This window comes from Rhizobium herbae (assembly GCF_017873135.1).
GTDB lineage: Bacteria > Pseudomonadota > Alphaproteobacteria > Rhizobiales > Rhizobiaceae > Pararhizobium > Pararhizobium herbae.
The window spans coordinates 55,967-73,219 of sequence record NZ_JAGGJV010000008.1 but is presented as its reverse complement, the minus strand read 5'-3'; the positions used below and the strand labels follow the sequence as shown (position 1 = coordinate 73,219).

Genomic DNA, 17,253 nt, shown 5'->3' with positions numbered 1-17,253 from the left:
GGCTTACTCCGCCGGGTTCGGCACCGCCGCCCGGCGGGCGCGGCTTTCCATGATCATCGATGTCGAATAGACCGCGAGTGCCGCCCAGATCAGGATGAAGGCGATCAGCTTCGGCGTGCCGAAGGGTTCATGGAAGACGAAGACGGCGATGATGAAGATCATCGTCGGGGCGATATATTGCATGATGCCGATGGTGGAGAGCCTGAGCAGCTTGGCGCCATTGGCATAGATCATCAGCGGCAGCGCGGTGACGACGCCGCAGGCCATCAGCCAGGCGACATCCGCCCAGCCGGTATCGGTAAAATGCCCCTGCCCCGAGGCTTCCAGATAGGCGATGTAGCCGAGTGCGGGGACGCTGAGCAGCAGTACCTCGAGGAAGAAGCCCTGGTTGGGGCCGACCGGCAGGGTCTTGCGGAAGAAGGCATAAAGCCCCCAGGACAGTGCCAGGCTGATGGAGACCCATGGCAGGCCGCCTGCGTCGAATGCAAGCACGACGACGGCGACGGCGGCCAGCGCGATGGCTACCATCTGTGCCGGGTTGAGCTTTTCCTTGAGCAGCACGGCACCGAGGAAAATCGAGAAAAGCGGGTTGATGTAATAGCCGAGCGCCGTTTCGAGCGCCCGTCCCGCCCCGATCGCCCAGACATAGATGCCCCAGTTGATGGTGATCAGTACGGCGGTCAACATCGCCATCTTCAGAATGCGGGGCGAACGCAGCGCCACTTTCACGTCGTCGGTGCGGCCAAGCAGGATCAGAACGGCGCCCGCAAGCGGCACCGACCAGACGATCCGGTGCGCCACGACCTCGAAAGCCGGAATATGCGCGACGGCCTTCATGAAGAACGGCAGGAAGCCCCAGAGCAGATAGGCCGCGAGCGCGAAGGCGAAGCCTCGCGGTGAATCGCCGTTCTGCACCACCGGTGTTTGTTTCGCATCAGCCATGGCGTTTCATCCCGTCAGGTTTTTATCGTTTCGGTCGTCCTACTCCAAAGCCCGTTGATCAACCAATTCATTTCCGTGAACCTTGCTTGAAGCAAAGCTCATCAAAGCCTTCGCGGCAGCGGCGAAAATACGCGATATTTTACGGGGTGCATTCCGCGACATGCCGCTCTACGTTCCCTGCAGGCTAAGACCGGTCAGACGAAGGGACTTATAATGTCATCCATCCTCGCGCTCCACCCGATAACCCGCCGCTCGCTGCTGAGCGGTGCCGCCGCCACCTCCGCCCTCATTCTGCTGCATCCATTCGCAGCCCGCGCGGCCGCCAACCAGGCACACCTGCGCATCATGGAAACCACCGACATCCACGTCCACGTCTTCCCTTACGACTATTACGGCGACAAGCCGAACGACACGCTGGGCCTTGCCCGCACCGCCTCGATCATCGACGCCATCCGCGCCGAGGCCGGCAATTCTTTCCTTGTCGACAATGGCGACGTCCTGCAGGGCAACCCGATGGGCGACTACATGGCCTATCAGCACGGAATGAAGGACGGCGACGTCCATCCGGTCATCAAGGCGATGAACGTGCTCGGCTATGAGGCCGGCACGCTCGGCAACCACGAATTCAACTACGGCCTCGACTATATGTTCAAGGTGCTTTCCGGCGCGAACTTCCCTTACGTCTGCGCCAACCTGACCAAGGGACAGCTCGCCTCCAATCCCAAGGACGACGATCTGTTCTTCAAGCCCTACACCATCGTCGAGAAGACCATCACCGACGGTTCGGGCGCCGCAAGCGAGCTGAAGATCGGCATCATCGGCTTCGTGCCGCCGCAGATCATGCTCTGGGACATCAAGAACCTCGAAGGCAAGGCGCAGACACGCGATATCGTCGAGGCCGCCAGGGCCTGGGTGCCCGCTATGAAGGAGGAAGGCGCCGACATCATCATCGCGCTCTCCCATTCCGGCATCGACGGCAGCGGCCAGAGCGATCGCATGGAGAATGCCTCGCTCTATCTCGCCGGCGTCGAGGGCATCGACGCGGTCTTCACCGGCCACCAGCATCTGGTCTTTCCCGGCCCGAAGAGTTTTGACGGCATCGAGGGCGTCGATCCGGTCAAGGGCACGCTGCTCGGCAAGCCGGCTGTCATGGGCGGCTTCTGGGGCTCGCATCTCGGCCTGATCGACCTGCTGCTCGAAAAGGACGGCAACAGCTGGAAGATCGTCGACTTCACCACCGAAGCGCGGCCGATCTATCACCGCGAGGACAAGAAGGTGGTCGCCGACGTGCCTGACCGCGCCGATGTGCTCGCTGCTGCCAATGCCGAGCATGAGGCGACGCTCACCTATATCCGCACACCGGTCGGCAAGACCTCGGCACCGCTCTATTCCTATTTCGCGCTGGTGGCGGACGATCCCTCCGTGCAGATCGTCTCCAACGCGCAGACCTGGTACATCAAGGATATGCTGAAGGACACGGAATACAAGGACTTAGCAGTGCTATCGGCGGCAGCGCCCTTCAAGGCAGGCGGACGTGGCGGCGCGGACTACTATACCGATGTTCCGGCCGGCGATATCGCCATCAAGAACGTCGCCGACCTCTACCTCTACCCGAACACGGTGCAGGCGGTCGTCATCACCGGGGCGCAGGTGAAGAACTGGCTGGAAATGTCAGCCGGCATGTTCAACACCGTCGCGCCGGGCGCCAAGGACGTGGCACTGCTCAACGCCAGCTTCCCGTCCTATAATTTCGACATTATCGACGGCGTCACCTACCAGATCGACCTGTCGCAGCCCGCCAAATACGATGCCGACGGCAATGCGGTAAATCCGGGCTCGAACCGTATCCAGAACCTCTCATTCGAAGGCAAGCCGATCGACCCGGCGCAGAAATTCGTCGTCGCCTCCAACAATTATCGCGCCGGCGGTGGCGGAAAATTTCCCGAGATCGCCGCCGACAAGGTCGTCTTCGCCGCCCCCGACACCAACCGCGACGTGATCGTCCGCTACATCATCGCCGAAGGCACGATCAATCCGTCCGCCGACGGCAACTGGAGTTTTACGCCGGTGAAGGACGCGACGGCGGTGTTCGAGAGCGGCCCGAAGGCGCGCGGGCTGATTGCCGACGTCAAGGGCGTGAAGATCGAGGACGCCGGCGATGGCGCGGATGGGTTTGCGAAGTTTCGGCTTTTGCTTTGACCGTAGACTGACGGCTTCGTCAGATCACCTTTACCAATGTTTCGCCGCGCGCCAGTGCCGCGACAACGGCCGGTAAAGCGCTTTCGAACCGGGTGAGAAGCTCTTGCCGCCGCGTGTTTGGCCATCTATCCAAACGACTGCCCGGACTACTGGGCGTCGACAAGAAAGCGCATCACGCGACATGCAGGACGGGATGATCGCTTTGGCGAGCGGCATATTCCAGCGCCGCCTGAATATCGCCCATTTCAAGCACGGGACAATCTTCAAGGATTTCAGCGGGACTCGCTCCCACCGCCAACAGGTCCAGCACATCCTTCACGCGAATACGGAGGTTTCGAAGGGTCGGACGGCCGCCGCACTGTTCGGGATCAACGGTAATCCGGTGGATTTCACTCATTTTTCTTCCTCGATATTGCCCGGCCGCATGTTCCAACAAACATAGTATGTCGCAAGCGGACGGTCGCCTACTCCGCTGCAGCCAGTTCGCGGTTCACTTTTCAACGAACACCCTCTGGTGCCCTGATCCCAAGATATCGCAACATCGCAGCTTGTTAGTTTGGCAGGATGAAGAGCCCAAATTGGGAAACATGAGAGAGCAGCAGTTCAAGTTCACTCGGCGATTCTGCGATGAGCAAGTCAGTACGATCGTATCCACCCATGACGCGTATTCCGAAATCCATAAAATAGACGTCCATCAAGTGCTTTTCCCGGAGACTATCCATCAAAATTTTCTCGCGTTTTACATCAACGGTGTCAAATTTTCGAAACGGACGGGGGTAACTGCATATCGACCCATGATGCCCGAGCATACGATATGGATCGAGAAGTTTATGTTCACCGGCGAGATAGTCGTCGAGTTTGCCTGCAGCTAAGGCAATCGAGTAGCTCATCAAGGGACTTGATTTAGCCTCCACCGCAGAGAGCCAGTGGTCGAAGACAGAAATTCTCGCATAGGCAAGCCCCATCTCAGACAAGTCTTTTTCTTCGAAGTTTAATTCAGGAAAATGAACCTCTAGCCCCTGTTCGTTTCCATCTAAATTCCTGTTGAAAATGCGTGGATTGCAGTCGTGCTGCAATGGTCCCAGCCACGCTACTTTTTCCTTAGCCGCGGGCTCCCGCCACTGTGTCTTTCAGATTGAGGGTAGTCGAGTATCCACGTCTCCCCAGTTTTTTCGTCCCTGTATTCCGTTTCCCATTTATTCGGATCAGAACTGATGTTGATAAAATGCCTTGCTTTTGAAAGAGCCTCTGCGCCGGAATACTCGGGTTTATCGCTCATTTTCCACAATCCGTGTCGTCAAAGGGCTTCAGATCACATTCATGGTGCAGAGAAAAGCCCCTACTCTGCCGCAGCCAGCCCCGCCTGATCCCTGTTCTTCAACAGCTTGAAGACGATCGAATCCATCAGCGCCTGGAACGACGCATCGATGATATTGTCGGATACGCCGACCGTCCACCAGCGGGCGCCGGTGCCGTCGACGGATTCGATCAGGACGCGTGTGATGGCCTCGGTGCCGCCGTTGAGGATACGGACCTTGTAGTCGACCAGTTCGAGATCCTCGATCTCCGACTGGTATTTGCCGAGGTCCTTGCGCAGCGCCAGATCGAGCGCGTTGACGGGGCCATGGCCTTCGGCGACCGACATGGTGGCCTCGCCATCGACCGAGACCTTGACCACCGCTTCGGACACCGTCTTCAGATTGCCGTTGGCATCGAAACGGCGCTCGACCATGACGCGGAAGCTTTCGACATGGAAGAAGTCCGGCACGGAACTGAGCGTCCGCTGGGCGAGGATGGCGAAGCTGGCGTCGGCGCCTTCATAGGCATAACCGGTCGCTTCGCGCTCCTTGACGATGGAGATCAGTTTGTCGAGCTTCGGATCATCCTTGGAGACGGTGATGCCGCGCCGCTTCAAAGCATTGATGAAATTGGCCTTGCCGCCCTGATCCGAAACCATAACCTTGCGCAGGTTGCCGACGCTTTCGGGCGTGACGTGTTCGTAGGTTCGCGGGTCCTTCAGGAGCGCCGAGGCATGGATGCCGGCCTTGGTGGCAAAGGCGGAAGCGCCGACATAGGGCATCTGGTGGTCCGGCGAGCGGTTGAGAAGCTCGTCGAAAGAATGCGAAAGCTGGGTCAGTTCCTGCAGCCGGTCGGCGTCGATCGCGGTTTCGAAGCGGCTGGTATAGGCCTCCTTCAGCGCCAGGGTCGGGATCAGCGTGATCAGATTGGCATTGCCGCAGCGCTCGCCAATGCCGTTCAGCGTGCCCTGGATCTGGCGCACGCCGGCCTCGACGGCGGCCAGCGAATTGGCGACAGCCTGGCCGGTATCGTTGTGGGCATGGATGCCGAGGCTGGCGCCGGGAACCCCATGGGCGATGACGGCCGTCACGATATCGCGGATTTCCGGCGGTTGCGTGCCGCCGTTGGTATCGCACAGCACTACCCAGCGTGCGCCGGCGTCATAGGCGGTTTTCGCGCAGGCGAGCGCATAGGCCGGATTTGCCTTGTAGCCATCGAAGAAATGCTCGCAGTCGATCAAGGCTTCCTTGCCGCTGGCAACGACGGCTTCGACCGAGGCCTTGATCGATTCGAGATTTTCCGCGTTGGTGCAGCCAAGCGCGACGCGGACGTGATAATCCCAGCTCTTGGCGACAAGACAGATCGCGTCGCTTTCCGCCTGCAAAAGCGCCGTCAGCCCCGGATCGTTGGAGGCGGACACGCCGGCGCGCTTGGTCATGCCGAAGGCGACGAAGCGCGCTTTCTTCGTGCGCTTCCTGCTGAAAAATTCCGTATCCGTCGGGTTGGCGCCGGGATAGCCGCCCTCGACATAGTCCATGCCGAATTCGTCCAGCATCGTGGCGATGGCGATCTTGTCCTCGACGGAGAAGTCGATGCCCGGCGTCTGCTGACCGTCGCGCAGGGTGGTGTCGAAGAGGTGGATGCGTTCGCGGATCATGGGCGAGCCTCCGAACACGCATCCCGAGTTTGCCGCTTACCCCCCTCTGTCGGCGACGCCGACATCTCCCCCACAGGGGGGGAGATTGGCCGTTGGCTCTGTGCCCACCGATATTGGGACATCGAAAAGCTAGCGGCTGATCTCCCCCCTTGTGGGGGAGATGTCACGGAGTGACAGAGGGGGGTCGGTCGCAGCAAACTGAAAACCGTCGTCGTCATCACACCTTCCCCGCAAACCGGTCCGTGGCCCGCAGAAGCGTGTCGAGAATGCCGGGCTCGGAATAGGCATGCCCCGCGCCTTCGATCAGATGAAACTCCGCTTCGGGCCAGGCCTTGTGCAGCGCCCAGGCATATTTTGCCGGGCATGGCATGTCGTAGCGGCCATGGACGATGACGCCGGGGATGCCGTGCAGCTTGTGGGCATCGCGCAGGAGCTGGCCTTCGTCCAGCCAGCCGGCGTTGACGAAGAAGTGGTTTTCGATGCGGGCGAAGGCGTGGGCGTAGTCTTCGTCCTCGAACGGCGTCGAGGTCGCCGGCTCCGGCAAAAGCGTGATGGTCTCGCCTTCCCAGATGCTCCAGGCCTTGGCGGCGGCAACGCGGGTCGCCTTGTCGTCGCTGGTCAAGCGGCGATGATAGGCGAGCATCATCTCGTGGCGCTCGTTTTCCGGGATCGGGGCGATGAAGCGCTCCCACTTGTCGGGGAACATTTCCGAGACGCCGAACTGATAGTACCAGTCGAGCTCCGCCTTGGTCAGCGTGTAGATGCCGCGCACCACGAGTTCGGAAACGCGTTCGGGATGCTTTTCCGCATAGGCGAGCGCCAGCGTCGAGCCCCAGGAGCCGCCGAAGACCAGCCATTTTTCGGCGCCGGCCATTTCGCGCAGCCGCTCGATATCGGCGACCAGATGCCAGGTGGTGTTGGCTTCCAGTTCCGCATGCGGCGTCGACTTGCCGCAGCCGCGCTGGTCGAACAGGGTGACGTCATAGAGCTTCGGATCGAACAGGCGGCGGTGGTTCGGCGCGATCGTGCCGCCTGGGCCGCCATGCAGGAAGACGGCGGGCTTGGCACCCGGCGTGCCCGACTTTTCCCAGTAAATCTTGTGGCCATCGCCAACGTCGAGATGGCCGGAGGCGTAGGGTTCGATCTGCGGATAGAGCGTGCGGAGAATTTCGGTCATGCTGTCTGCTTTCAATCGTGGGTCAAGGCCGGCTTGCGCCGATCAGCTATCGGGAAACTGCGGCCAGACTTCGGTGTCGTGGTCAGGATGCTGGAAGGAGATGATCTGTTCCTGCTGCATGTAGAAATTCGGATCCTCATGCACCGGCTGGTCGAAGATGGTCGTCACCCATGGATTGCGGGCGGCGAAATTGACCTGGATCTGCGGAGCGAGATCGGTGCGGTCGTCGAAGGCGCCGATGGCGATTTCGAGACCGCCGGGATGCCTGTAGGTCAAGGGCGTGCCGCAGGCGGCGCAGAAGCCGCGGGCGATATTGATCGAGGACTGGAAGTAGCTGGGTTCGCCGCGTGTCCACTCGGTCTCGCCCTTGATCGTGACCAGCGGGCCGAAGAAGCCGCCGAAGGCCTTCTGGCACATGCGGCAATGGCAGATCGACGGGCGGCCGAGCGCGCCGTGAATGCGGAAACGCACGGCGCCGCACTGGCAGCCTCCGGTTCGAATGGTCTCGCTCATGTCTCTTCCTCTGGTGGCCAATGTTCCGTGTCGTAATCGGGGTGCTGGCGATTGGATTCAAGGATCGCCAGATGCCGCTCGGTACTCGCCTCATCGCCTGTATCGGTCTCAGAGCCCGGCAGTTCCGGCAGATGCGAAAACCAGGGAACACGCGATTCCATGCCGGATTGTGTCAGCGGCCGAACATCATAGGGATCGTCGAGCGACCCCAGCACGATGTTGATGAAATCGGCCTCGGGCATGTCGTAAAACAGCGGCGTGCCACAGAGGAAACAAAAACCACGGCGCACAAGCCCGGACGAGCGGAACCAGCCCGGTGCACCGCGGGTGATGCTGAACGTCGCGCGCTTTGCATTGGCAAGCGGCATGAAGTAGTTGCCGGCCGCCTTCTGGCACATGCGGCAATGGCAGAGATGCGGATCACTAAGCGTTCCTTCCGCCCGGTAACGCACCGCGCCGCACTGGCAGCCGCCGGTATAGATGCGGGCGATGCTCATTGGCGCTCCTTCGGCGGCCATTCGGCCGTATCGTGGTCCGGATGCTGGTAGGAAACGAGATGAGCCAGAAACGACACGGCGTCCTGATCGGCCATCGTATCCTCGCCGGGCAGTTCGGGCACGTGATCGACATAAGGCAGCTTGGCCTCGATGCCCCACTGGATTTTCGGGACGATGCCTTCCGGCTTGTCGAAGGCTGCGATCGCCAGACCGACGCCATCCGGCGCCTCGTAGCAGAGCGGCGTGCCGCAATCGCCGCAAAAGCCGCGCTTGACGGCATTGGACGACTGGAAAAACTTCGGCGCACCCCGCGTCCAGGTGAGTTTCGCCCGGCGGAGGGAAACCAGCGGTGCGTAGAAATTGCCGAACGCCTTCTGGCACATGCGGCAATGGCAGACCGAGGCGTCGCCGAGTTCGCCTTCGACACGGAAGCGGACGGCGCCGCACTGGCAGCCGCCGGAACGGATGGGGGCGGTCATGGCCAATCCTTTCCGAGAACTTTCAGGATGTGCAGGCAGACGTCATCGATATCCTTCAGAACATCGTCGTTCCAGAAACGCAGCACAGTCCAGCCGTCCGCTTCGAGGCGTTTTGTCCGCTGGGCGTCATAGGCGGTGTTCTCGTCGATTGCGTGCTGCGATCCATCGAGTTCAACGACCAGACGCTGCTCCGGGCAGGCGAAATCAACGATATAACCTGCAATAGGTAGCTGGCGCCGGAAGCCGAGCCCCATGAGGCGGTGGGCGCGCACGGCGTTCCAGAACTTCAGCTCCGCGTCGGTCAGGTTCTTTCGCATGCGGCGCCCATTGGAGCGGGCTTTCGGAGGGATTGGCGTATGTGGCAAGATACCCCCCTCTGTCACTTCGTGACATCTCCCCCACAAGGGGGGAGATCGATCGCGATGAGCTTTTTGGCCCAAACGATCACTCACAGGTTGCGAAAAAACCACGTTTGAATCAAGCCGGTCTGGCCCAACAAATATTTGACACGCTTGTTTAACGGAGCGGCCGCCACAGGCTCCCGATCTCCCCCCTTGTGGGGGAGATGTCACGAAGTGACAGAGGGGGGTGACCACAGCAACGATCACTATCGCTTGACCTCCCAAGTGGTCACGCGTTCACCGGTCGCTGCGTCCTTGCCGTCCTTGAGCTGGATGCCCTTGGCCAGCAGGTCGTCGCGGATCTTGTCGGCTTCGGCGAAGTTTTTGGTTTTCAGCATTTCCAGCCGCATCGCCACCAGAGCTTCGACAGCCGACGCAACGGCGCCATCGACCACCGCTTCCTCCGGCAGAACGCCGAGCAAAGCAGCGCTTGCAGCAAAACCGGGCAGCAGGGCTGGATCGGCATTCGCGGCAGAAGCCAAAGCATGCAAGGCTTGCACCGCGGCGACCGTATTGAGGTCATCGGCCAACGCGTTGAGTACGGATGCATCCGGGGCGGCATCGACAGGCTTGCTCGCGGGCCACTTTGCCAGCAAACGCTCCGCCTCCTCCAGCCGCTTGATCGAAAAATCGATCGGCTCGCGGTAATGCGTCATCAGCATCGCCAGACGCAGCACCTCGCCCGGCCATTTACGGCCGCCGAACGTCTCCGTGTGCAGCAAGTCATGGATCGTGACGAAATTGCCGTCGGACTTTGACATCTTGCGGCCTTCGACCTGCACGAAACCGTTGTGCATCCAGACATTGGCCATCACGTCCGTGCCGTGGGCGCAACGTGACTGGGCGATTTCGTTTTCGTGGTGCGGGAAGATCAGGTCGAGCCCGCCGCCATGGATGTCGAAGGTCTCGCCGAGATAACGCTGGCTCATCGCCGAGCATTCGATGTGCCAGCCGGGGCGGCCCCTGCCCCATGGGCTTTCCCAGCCGGGCTCGTTGTCGGACGACAGTTTCCAGAGTACGAAATCCTGCGGGTTCTTCTTGTGCGCATCCACAGCGATACGCGCACCGGCCTGCTGCTCATCGAGATTGCGCTTCGACAATTGCCCGTAGTCGGCCATCGACTTTGTATCGAACAGAACCTCGCCTTCCGCCACATAGGCATGGCCCTTGGCGATCAGCGTTTCGATGATCTCGATCATCCGGGAAATATTGTCGGTGGCGCGCGGCTGCACGTCGGGGTCGAGGCAGCCGAGCGCCTTGGCGTCATCGAGAAACTGCGTCTCGGTCTTTTCCGTCACCGCGCGAATGGCGTCGTTCAGCGGCAGATCGGGGAAATCGCGCAGCGCCCGCGCATTGATCTTGTCGTCGACGTCGGTGATGTTGCTGGCGTAGGTGACGTGGCTTTCGCCATAGATATGCCGCAGCAGCCGGTAGAGCACGTCGAAGACGATGACCGGGCGGGCGTTGCCGATATGGGCGAAATCATAAACCGTCGGGCCGCAGACATACATGCGGACGTTCTTGGGGTCGATCGGCGTAAAATCCGCCTTCTCCCGCGTCAGCGTGTTGTACAGTTTCAATGTCGGCAGTCCGCTCATTCCCAATCTCCCAATTCCGCATAGCACCGAATGCACGCAGCCGCCCGGCTGGACCTTCGCGTTGTCATCTTGATTTTTGGGAGACGAAAACGGCTAGGCCAGCTTGGAAGCTAGCGAATAATAATCCGGCAGGTGATGCAGATAACCGTTTTCATGGGCTCACTTATCGCGCTTCGTTCACGTCCGGTCAAGAGGTCAGCCGCGCTCCAGCATCATATGTTGGGATACTGGATTATTCGTCATTGTTTTGTCATGATTGCGCTTATCTGGAAACACCGGACGCCCGGGGAAACAAGGCTTTCAAGCACTTGCACATTAAAGCCTGTTTCCCGGGGCACAACAAGGAACGCCGTTCTGGTGGAAAACACACCGGAATGAAGCGCTTCCAGCTAGGGAAAGCATCAAGGAGAGTTTGAAATGCCTGGTAAAAAGACCGACAAGAACAGTCCGCGAACCGCGGCCAATCTCGTCGAGCAATACCGTCCGCTCGGCCTGAAGGCCGTGCTTGCCGCCGCTTTGCAGATCAAACCCAAGCCGGTGAAGAAACCCGCGATGCCGAAGCAGCCGGCCTGATCGCTCAAAAGAGCGACAGCTGAGGGTTTTCCGGCGGCTCCTTGGGCTTTGCGGCGGGTCTTGCGGCAACCTGAACCGGCGTCTGAAGGTCGGCGCCGGTATTGGCCACCTTGTTCACCCGGTCCGACACGGCGATGACCTCGAAATAGTCGTCATCCGCCGGTGCCATCAGATCGGCGACATCGCGCGGTTCCTGCGTCCTGCAATCAAGCCAGCGGGCAAAATCCTCCGGCTTGATCACCACCGGCATGCGGTCGTGGACATCGCCGATTCGCGAATTGGCATGGGTGGTCAGGATCGCGCCGGTATCGACCTCCGACCCATCGGCGGAAGACCAGGTCTCCATCAGGCCTGCAAAGGCGACGATGCCGCCGTTCCTTGGCCTGATCCAGTAGGCCTGCGATGCCTGCCCGCTGTCCTTCGACGGCCGATGCCATTCATAGAAACCGGATGCCGGGATCAGAACGCGCCGATGGCGCATCGCCGCCTTGAACGAAGCCTTGCCGGCGGCGGTTTCGGCGCGCGCGTTGATCAGCAGCGGAAAATCACGCGGGTCCTTGACCCAGGAGGGCGTCAGCCCCCAGCGCACCAGCAGCGCCCTGCGCTCCGGCAGGTTGCTGCCCGGCCTCTGGCGTTCGCCGGACATGACCACCAAGATCGGCTGCGTCGGCGCGATATTGAACCGCGCCGGAAAATCCTCCGTTTCCAGAAGACCGAAGACTTCAGCCAATTCCCTCGGTGTCGCCGTCAGCGAAAATCGTCCGCACATGGCATTCAAATCGCATTTCACCTAATGTGGGTCAAGATTTTCGATGCTTGCCTGGTTCACGAACATGACAGCCTCTCCCCAACTTGCCTCATCCGCCATTCTCGAACGCGATGGGCGCTACCTGCTTGTGCGCCGTGCCAATCCACCGTCCGCGGACATGTACGCCTTTCCCGGCGGGCGGGCCGAGGATGGCGAAACGCCGGCGGAAACGGCGGTGCGCGAGTTTCTGGAAGAGACCGGCATTGGGGCGCGCAATCCGCTGTTGTTCGAGACCTACGACCTGCCACCGCGTGATTCGGATGGCGCCGGCGCCCGGCATTTCTTCCTCTCGGTCTTCAAGGTCGAGGCCGATCCGGATCTCGTTGCGGTCGCGGGCGACGATGCGGCCGGCATCGGCTGGTTCACGGCAGCCGAGATCTTTAATCTCCCCATCCCCGAGAGCGTGCGCGAATGCGTGGAAAAACTCGAGGCGCTCCGCAGCAGATGACGCTCCGCGCGAAAATCCGCTTGCCCGCAGGCGTGATTCGGGGCTTGAAAGAGGCATGATCCGCTTTTCAGCCACACGATGGTGTTTTTTGCTGGTTTTCATCGGCCTGCCGCTTGGCGTCCAGGCGCAGGAGACCACGCCGTCCAGCGTTCCCAACGTGGCTGTCGAAAAGCCCGCGCCCTATGATGCACGGCTGCTGCGGCTGGCGGAAATCCTTGGTTCCGTTCACTATTTGCGCACGCTCTGCAAGGATCCAGCGGCCGACAGCTGGCGACAGTCGATGCAGGACCTGCTCGACAAGGAGGCGCAGGGCGAGGCCCAAAGGCGTGCCCGCATGACGGCCGCCTTCAACCGCGGCTACCGCACATTTGCCTCCGTTTACACCGCCTGCACGCCGCCGGCGGTCGTCGCCGACGAGCGATACCGTGCCGAAGGAGCAACACTTGCTTCAGAAATAACCGCCCGCTTTGGAAATTAACGGGAAATTAACCTCTTTCTTCAGGAGCCCGTGTCGTTTTGGGAAAAGGCTGCTAAGGTTGTTAAGAGAGTGGTAAGAAGTGGCATCGGATCGAGTTGGATGCCAAGTAAAGAGCGTGAAACGGCATGGAACGAATGATGGAACCCAGTCTGAATGACATCGACGACATGATCGTTCATGAGAAGATGCAGGCAGCGCTGGAACACCAGAATGAAGCCTGGGCGGATGGGATGGCCGACGGTATCGAGCCGGAAATCATCGCCGACGCTGCCATTGCTCTTGCCATGCGCGAGACGATCCGCATCCATGGCGAAGACGGGGCCGAAGCCATGTTGAAGTCGCTACGCGAGCGCATGCTGGCCGGCGAGTTCTCACCGGAACGCACCCTGCAGTAGTTTCGAGGCCGTCATGAAACGCCAGATATCAGCAAGCCGGACGCGTGCGGTTCGCCTTTCTGCGTTGCTGCTTGCCAGCCTGTTTGCCACCGCCCTGCTTCCCCTCCATTCCACCCTCGCGCTCAGCGAGCTGAAGCAGATACCCGGAGAGACCGGCCAGGACAACAAGGCCAAGGACGTTCCCGAAGAGGACGAGCCGGGCGACGAAGGACCGATGCAGATCCCGATGCCGGATCCGCTGGTCAACAAACCCGCCCGCGATGCCAAGGATGATTCGGCCGAAGACCAGGCGCCCGACGCCCCGGTCGAAGTGCTGTCGGATGTTTCGAAAATCCCCGAGCCTGTTGCCCGCATGCGGGAACTGATCGTCGAGGCGGCGGCCTCCGGAGACATCGAACGATTGCGGCCGCTGCTCGGCAAAGGCCCGACCCAGACACAGGTGAGCGAGACCGACGGCGATCCCGTCGAGACGCTGAAAGGTCTTTCCGGCGATCCGCAGGGCATCGAAATCCTGGCTATCCTGCTCGATGTCCTGTCGGCCGGTTTCGTCCTCACGGAAAAAGGCACGCCCGATGAAATGTATGTCTGGCCCTATTTCACCGAAAAGCGGCTGTCCTCGCTGACCCCTCCGGAAAAGGTCGATCTCTTCCGGCTGGTGACCGCCGGCGATTTCGCACAGATGGAGGAAGCCGGAAACTACAATTTCTACCGCGTCGGCATCACGCCGGACGGCCAATGGAAGTTTTTCGTGGCTGGCGACTGACGGTCGGCGCAAAGCGCTTGCCGCGACGCTTGCGAAATCCTACCTGTTTCACTTGATGAACAGGACAACCGCCATGCAGCCCATCGCTCTTCCAGATCGCGCCATCGTCACCGTGTCCGGACAGGACGCGCAGGACTTTCTGCAGGCCCTGATCACCACCGATCTCGACCTGCTGGACGATGACGAAGCCAGGCCCGGCGCCCTTTTGACGCCGCAGGGCAAGATCCTGTTCGATTTCATGGTTACGCGCGACGGCACCTCGATCCGGCTCGAAACCGGAGCAGACCAGGCCGAGGCGCTGTTGAAACGGCTGACCATGTACAAGCTGCGCGCACCAATTACCCTGTCCTTGACGGCACCGGCCCCTGTGACCGTCCACTTCGAGGAGGCGCCCGGCGCCTACCGCGATGCCCGTTTTGCCAAGGCCGACAAGGTCGTTTATCGCGCCTATGGCGCGGCGGGCGAAGCAACCGGCACCGATGAATACGAGCGCCTGCGGATCGCCAGCGGCGTTGCCGTTTCCGGTGCCGACTATGCGTTGCAGGACGCCTTTCCACATGACGTTCTGATGGACAAGAACGGCGCGCTTTCGTTCAAGAAGGGCTGCTATGTCGGCCAGGAGGTCGTCTCCCGCATGCAGCATCGCGGCACGGCACGCCGCCGCGTGGTCATCGTGGCGGCCGACACCGCCCTGCCCGCGACAGGAACCGCGCTGACCGCCAAGGGGCGCACGATCGGCGCGCTCGGCAGCGTCATCGGTTCCTCGGGTCTGGCGATCGTGCGCATCGACAAGGCCGGCGATGCCATGGCGTCGGGTGAGCAGATTCTTGCCGGCGAAGTCCCGGTGACGCTCGTTCTGCCTGCGTGGACAGGCCTGGATTTTCCGGCTGAAGCCGACGAGGCGAGCGCCTGATGTCTGCCCGCGCCTGGCAGCGCATGTTGTCCGGACGGCGGCTGGATCTGCTGGATCCGTCACCGCTCGATGTCGAACTCTCCGATATCGCCCATGGGCTTGCCCGTGTTGCCCGCTGGAATGGCCAGACGGAAGGCGACCATGCCTTTTCCGTCGCCCAGCACAGCCTGGTGGTCGAGGAAATCTTTCGCCGCCAATACAACGGCAGCGCCGAGGAATGCCAGATGGCACTTCTGCACGATGCGCCGGAATATGTGATCGGCGATATGATCTCGCCATTCAAGGCGGTGGTCGGCGGCGGCTACAAGGTGGTGGAGAAACGGCTGGAAGGCGCCATCCATCTGCGCTTCGGCCTTCCCTCCTCAACACCGGCCGAACTGAAGAGCAGGATCAAGAAGGCCGACCAGATCGCCGCCTATTTCGAGGCGACGGTGCTTGCCGGGTTTTCGCTGGAAGAAGCGCGGAAATTCTTCGGCCAGCCGCGCGGCATTACCCGCGAGATGATCCTGATCGATCCGCTGCCGGCAATCGAGGCGCAAAAGCTGTTTGCCGAACGGTTCGAGGCCATCGAAGCGGAACGCCTGAGCGCACGGGCGGTCTCCTGAGATGCCGGTGATCGTCGTCTCGCCCCTGTCGCGCATCGCCGAAATGGCCGTGCGCCACCGCGCCTGCGAAATGATCAGCCTGATGGCAAAGGAGCAGACGTTCCATCGTCCGGCGGTGATCGCGGCCGACCGGCATCTGCTGCTTTCGATGAACGATATCACGTTTGCCGGAAATGCCGGCCTGGTGGCGCCGGGGGAAGACCATGTGCGGCAGATCATCGAATTTGCGCGGCAATGGGACCGTTCGGCACCGCTGCTGATCCATTGCTGGATGGGTGTCTCCCGCTCGCCCGCCGCTGCCGCCATCGTTGCTCTCGCCGTGGAGCCCGATCAGGACGAGATGGAGCTGGCGCGGCGGCTGCGGACCGCCTCCGCCTATGTCACCCCCAATTCCCGGTTGATCGAGATCGGCGACCAGTTGCTGTCGCGCAACGGCCGGCTGGTTGCCGCGATCAAGGCGATCGGCCGTGGCGCCGATGCGGACGGCAATATGCCCTTCGTGTTCTCCCCGCTGCCGGAGCCTGCCGTCCATGCCGGTTGACGAAAAGAGCGTCACCGTCGAAATCGGCCTCAACGCGGCGATCGTCGCGGTGACCAGCCGTTCGCCGCGGATTCTTGCGGTCAGCGAGGGACTGGACGACAGCCGCGACGGCCTGCCCTTCGGGCCGTTCGATCCCGCGCTTCACCGGACGTTCGAAACCAGCCTTCGGGCCAGCGTCGAGCAGCAGACGGCGCTCGACCTCGGCTATATCGAGCAGCTCTACACGTTCGGCGACCAGGGCCGCCATCGTTCGACCGGTGAAATCGGCAAGCACATGGTTTCGGTCGGCTATCTCGCCCTGACACGCACCGACGCCGAAAACAATGCACGTCTGGCAGACGCCGGCGCGCATTGGCGCGACTGGTACAGCTACCTGCCGTGGGAAGACTGGCGGCAGGGCCGCCCCGCGCTGATCGACCAGCTGATCCTGCCGGCGCTTCGCCTGTGGGAAAAGAGTGGGCAACAGGACGAGCGCATGGGGCTGCCGCAGCGGCGCACCCGCATGCGGCTTGCCTTCGGGCTCGACGATTTCCCCTGGGATGAGGAGCGCGTGCTGGAGCGCTACGAGCTTCTCTACGAGGCGGGTCTTGTCGGCGAGGCGGTGATCGATGGTCGCGCGGTTGCAACGGGGACCCCGCCGATCGGGCTGACCATGCGCCACGATCACCGGCGCATCGTCGCCACGGCCATCGCCCGGCTCCGCGGCAAGATCAAGTACCGCCCGGTGATCTTCGAACTGATGCCGCCCGAATTCACGCTGACCGACCTGCAGGCGACCGTCGAGGCGATTTCCGGCCGGCATCTGCATAAGCAGAACTTCCGCCGTCTTGTCGAAGGTGCCGAGCTTGTTGAGCCCACCGGCATGCTGACGGCTGCCACAGGCGGCCGCCCGGCCGCCCTCTTCCGCTTTCGCCGGCAGATTCTCGACGAGCGCCCGGCCCCGGGCCTGAAGGTCGGCGGCCGATAG

At 61.5% G+C, this 17,253-nt stretch carries 22 protein-coding genes; 10 read left to right on the top strand and 12 right to left on the bottom strand.

Annotated elements, in window-relative coordinates; translation table 11 throughout:
* Positions 1-3 precede the first annotated feature (3 nt).
* Positions 4-942: an EamA family transporter RarD gene (rarD, locus tag J2Z75_RS20900; protein ID WP_209854721.1), complete on the bottom strand. Its 939-nt coding sequence runs from the start codon at positions 940-942 to the stop codon at positions 4-6.
* A gap of 213 nt (positions 943-1,155) precedes the next feature.
* On the opposite strand from rarD, the gene J2Z75_RS20895 reads away from it, so the two are divergent.
* A complete protein-coding gene (locus J2Z75_RS20895) occupies positions 1,156-3,141 on the top strand; it encodes a bifunctional 2',3'-cyclic-nucleotide 2'-phosphodiesterase/3'-nucleotidase (RefSeq protein WP_209854720.1) in 1,986 nt (661 codons plus the stop codon).
* A gap of 172 nt (positions 3,142-3,313) precedes the next feature.
* Here J2Z75_RS20895 and J2Z75_RS20890 read toward each other — a convergent pair whose 3' ends face one another.
* The 10 genes from J2Z75_RS20890 to cysS all read right to left on the bottom strand — a co-directional run bounded on the left by J2Z75_RS20890 (position 3,314) and on the right by cysS (position 10,762).
* A complete protein-coding gene (locus tag J2Z75_RS20890) occupies positions 3,314-3,538 on the bottom strand; it encodes a DUF433 domain-containing protein (RefSeq protein WP_209854719.1) in 225 nt (74 codons plus the stop codon).
* Between the two features lie 154 nt (positions 3,539-3,692).
* The gene (locus tag J2Z75_RS20885; RefSeq protein WP_209854718.1) at positions 3,693-4,217 is read right to left on the bottom strand and encodes a hypothetical protein; all 525 of its coding nucleotides are present in this window, start codon (positions 4,215-4,217) and stop codon (positions 3,693-3,695) included.
* 14 nt (positions 4,218-4,231) lie between these two features.
* The gene (locus tag J2Z75_RS29730) at positions 4,232-4,420 is read right to left on the bottom strand and encodes an Imm27 family immunity protein (protein WP_209854717.1); all 189 of its coding nucleotides are present in this window, start codon (positions 4,418-4,420) and stop codon (positions 4,232-4,234) included.
* Between the two features lie 60 nt (positions 4,421-4,480).
* Positions 4,481-6,097: a citramalate synthase gene (gene cimA / locus J2Z75_RS20875; protein WP_209854716.1), complete on the bottom strand. Its 1,617-nt coding sequence runs from the start codon at positions 6,095-6,097 to the stop codon at positions 4,481-4,483.
* A gap of 217 nt (positions 6,098-6,314) precedes the next feature.
* Complete coding sequence (gene pip, locus J2Z75_RS20870; protein WP_209854715.1) at positions 6,315-7,274, bottom strand: prolyl aminopeptidase; 960 nt, start codon at positions 7,272-7,274, stop codon at positions 6,315-6,317.
* Between the two features lie 42 nt (positions 7,275-7,316).
* The gene (locus J2Z75_RS20865) at positions 7,317-7,787 is read right to left on the bottom strand and encodes a GFA family protein (RefSeq protein ID WP_209854714.1); all 471 of its coding nucleotides are present in this window, start codon (positions 7,785-7,787) and stop codon (positions 7,317-7,319) included.
* The gene (locus J2Z75_RS20860; RefSeq protein ID WP_209854713.1) at positions 7,784-8,284 is read right to left on the bottom strand and encodes a GFA family protein; all 501 of its coding nucleotides are present in this window, start codon (positions 8,282-8,284) and stop codon (positions 7,784-7,786) included. Before J2Z75_RS20860 ends, J2Z75_RS20865 begins: the two co-directional genes overlap by 4 nt.
* Positions 8,281-8,763, bottom strand: a complete 483-nt coding sequence (locus tag J2Z75_RS20855) for a GFA family protein (RefSeq protein ID WP_209854712.1) — start codon at positions 8,761-8,763, stop codon at positions 8,281-8,283. The genes J2Z75_RS20860 and J2Z75_RS20855 overlap by 4 nt, the downstream gene beginning before the upstream one ends.
* Positions 8,760-9,128: an endonuclease domain-containing protein gene (locus J2Z75_RS20850; protein WP_209854711.1), complete on the bottom strand. Its 369-nt coding sequence runs from the start codon at positions 9,126-9,128 to the stop codon at positions 8,760-8,762. The genes J2Z75_RS20855 and J2Z75_RS20850 overlap by 4 nt, the downstream gene beginning before the upstream one ends.
* Positions 9,129-9,370: 242 nt before the next feature.
* The gene (gene cysS / locus J2Z75_RS20845) at positions 9,371-10,762 is read right to left on the bottom strand and encodes a cysteine--tRNA ligase (RefSeq protein ID WP_209854710.1); all 1,392 of its coding nucleotides are present in this window, start codon (positions 10,760-10,762) and stop codon (positions 9,371-9,373) included.
* A gap of 417 nt (positions 10,763-11,179) precedes the next feature.
* Here cysS and J2Z75_RS20840 point away from each other — a divergent pair, with 417 nt between their 5' ends.
* Positions 11,180-11,335 carry a hypothetical protein gene (locus J2Z75_RS20840; protein WP_209854709.1) on the top strand — a complete coding sequence of 52 codons (156 nt, stop codon included), beginning with the start codon at positions 11,180-11,182 and terminating at the stop codon, positions 11,333-11,335.
* A gap of 4 nt (positions 11,336-11,339) precedes the next feature.
* Here J2Z75_RS20840 and J2Z75_RS20835 read toward each other — a convergent pair whose 3' ends face one another.
* The gene (locus J2Z75_RS20835) at positions 11,340-12,104 is read right to left on the bottom strand and encodes an SOS response-associated peptidase (RefSeq protein ID WP_209854708.1); all 765 of its coding nucleotides are present in this window, start codon (positions 12,102-12,104) and stop codon (positions 11,340-11,342) included.
* Positions 12,105-12,168: 64 nt separating this feature from the next.
* Here J2Z75_RS20835 and J2Z75_RS20830 point away from each other — a divergent pair, with 64 nt between their 5' ends.
* The 8 genes from J2Z75_RS20830 (at position 12,169) to J2Z75_RS20795 (ending at position 17,253) form a co-directional block, all read left to right on the top strand.
* Positions 12,169-12,591, top strand: coding sequence for an NUDIX hydrolase (locus J2Z75_RS20830; protein WP_209854946.1), 423 nt, complete (start codon positions 12,169-12,171; stop codon positions 12,589-12,591).
* 55 nt (positions 12,592-12,646) lie between these two features.
* Positions 12,647-13,069, top strand: coding sequence for a TIGR02301 family protein (locus J2Z75_RS20825; RefSeq protein ID WP_209854707.1), 423 nt, complete (start codon positions 12,647-12,649; stop codon positions 13,067-13,069).
* A 125-nt stretch (positions 13,070-13,194) separates the two neighbouring features.
* Complete coding sequence (locus J2Z75_RS20820) at positions 13,195-13,464, top strand: hypothetical protein (RefSeq protein ID WP_209854706.1); 270 nt, start codon at positions 13,195-13,197, stop codon at positions 13,462-13,464.
* A 13-nt stretch (positions 13,465-13,477) separates the two neighbouring features.
* Complete coding sequence (locus tag J2Z75_RS20815) at positions 13,478-14,227, top strand: hypothetical protein (RefSeq protein WP_209854705.1); 750 nt, start codon at positions 13,478-13,480, stop codon at positions 14,225-14,227.
* Between the two features lie 73 nt (positions 14,228-14,300).
* Positions 14,301-15,140 (top strand): CAF17-like 4Fe-4S cluster assembly/insertion protein YgfZ, encoded by an 840-nt coding sequence (gene ygfZ, locus J2Z75_RS20810; protein ID WP_209854704.1) that lies wholly within the window; start codon positions 14,301-14,303, stop codon positions 15,138-15,140.
* Entirely contained in the window at positions 15,137-15,745 is a 609-nt protein-coding gene (locus tag J2Z75_RS20805; protein ID WP_209854945.1) for a YfbR-like 5'-deoxynucleotidase, read from the top strand. The genes ygfZ and J2Z75_RS20805 overlap by 4 nt, the downstream gene beginning before the upstream one ends.
* 1 nt (position 15,746) lies before the next feature.
* Positions 15,747-16,286 carry a tyrosine phosphatase family protein gene (locus J2Z75_RS20800; RefSeq protein WP_209854703.1) on the top strand — a complete coding sequence of 180 codons (540 nt, stop codon included), beginning with the start codon at positions 15,747-15,749 and terminating at the stop codon, positions 16,284-16,286.
* Positions 16,222-17,253, top strand: a complete 1,032-nt coding sequence (locus J2Z75_RS20795) for an NUDIX hydrolase (protein ID WP_209854944.1) — start codon at positions 16,222-16,224, stop codon at positions 17,251-17,253. Before J2Z75_RS20800 ends, J2Z75_RS20795 begins: the two co-directional genes overlap by 65 nt.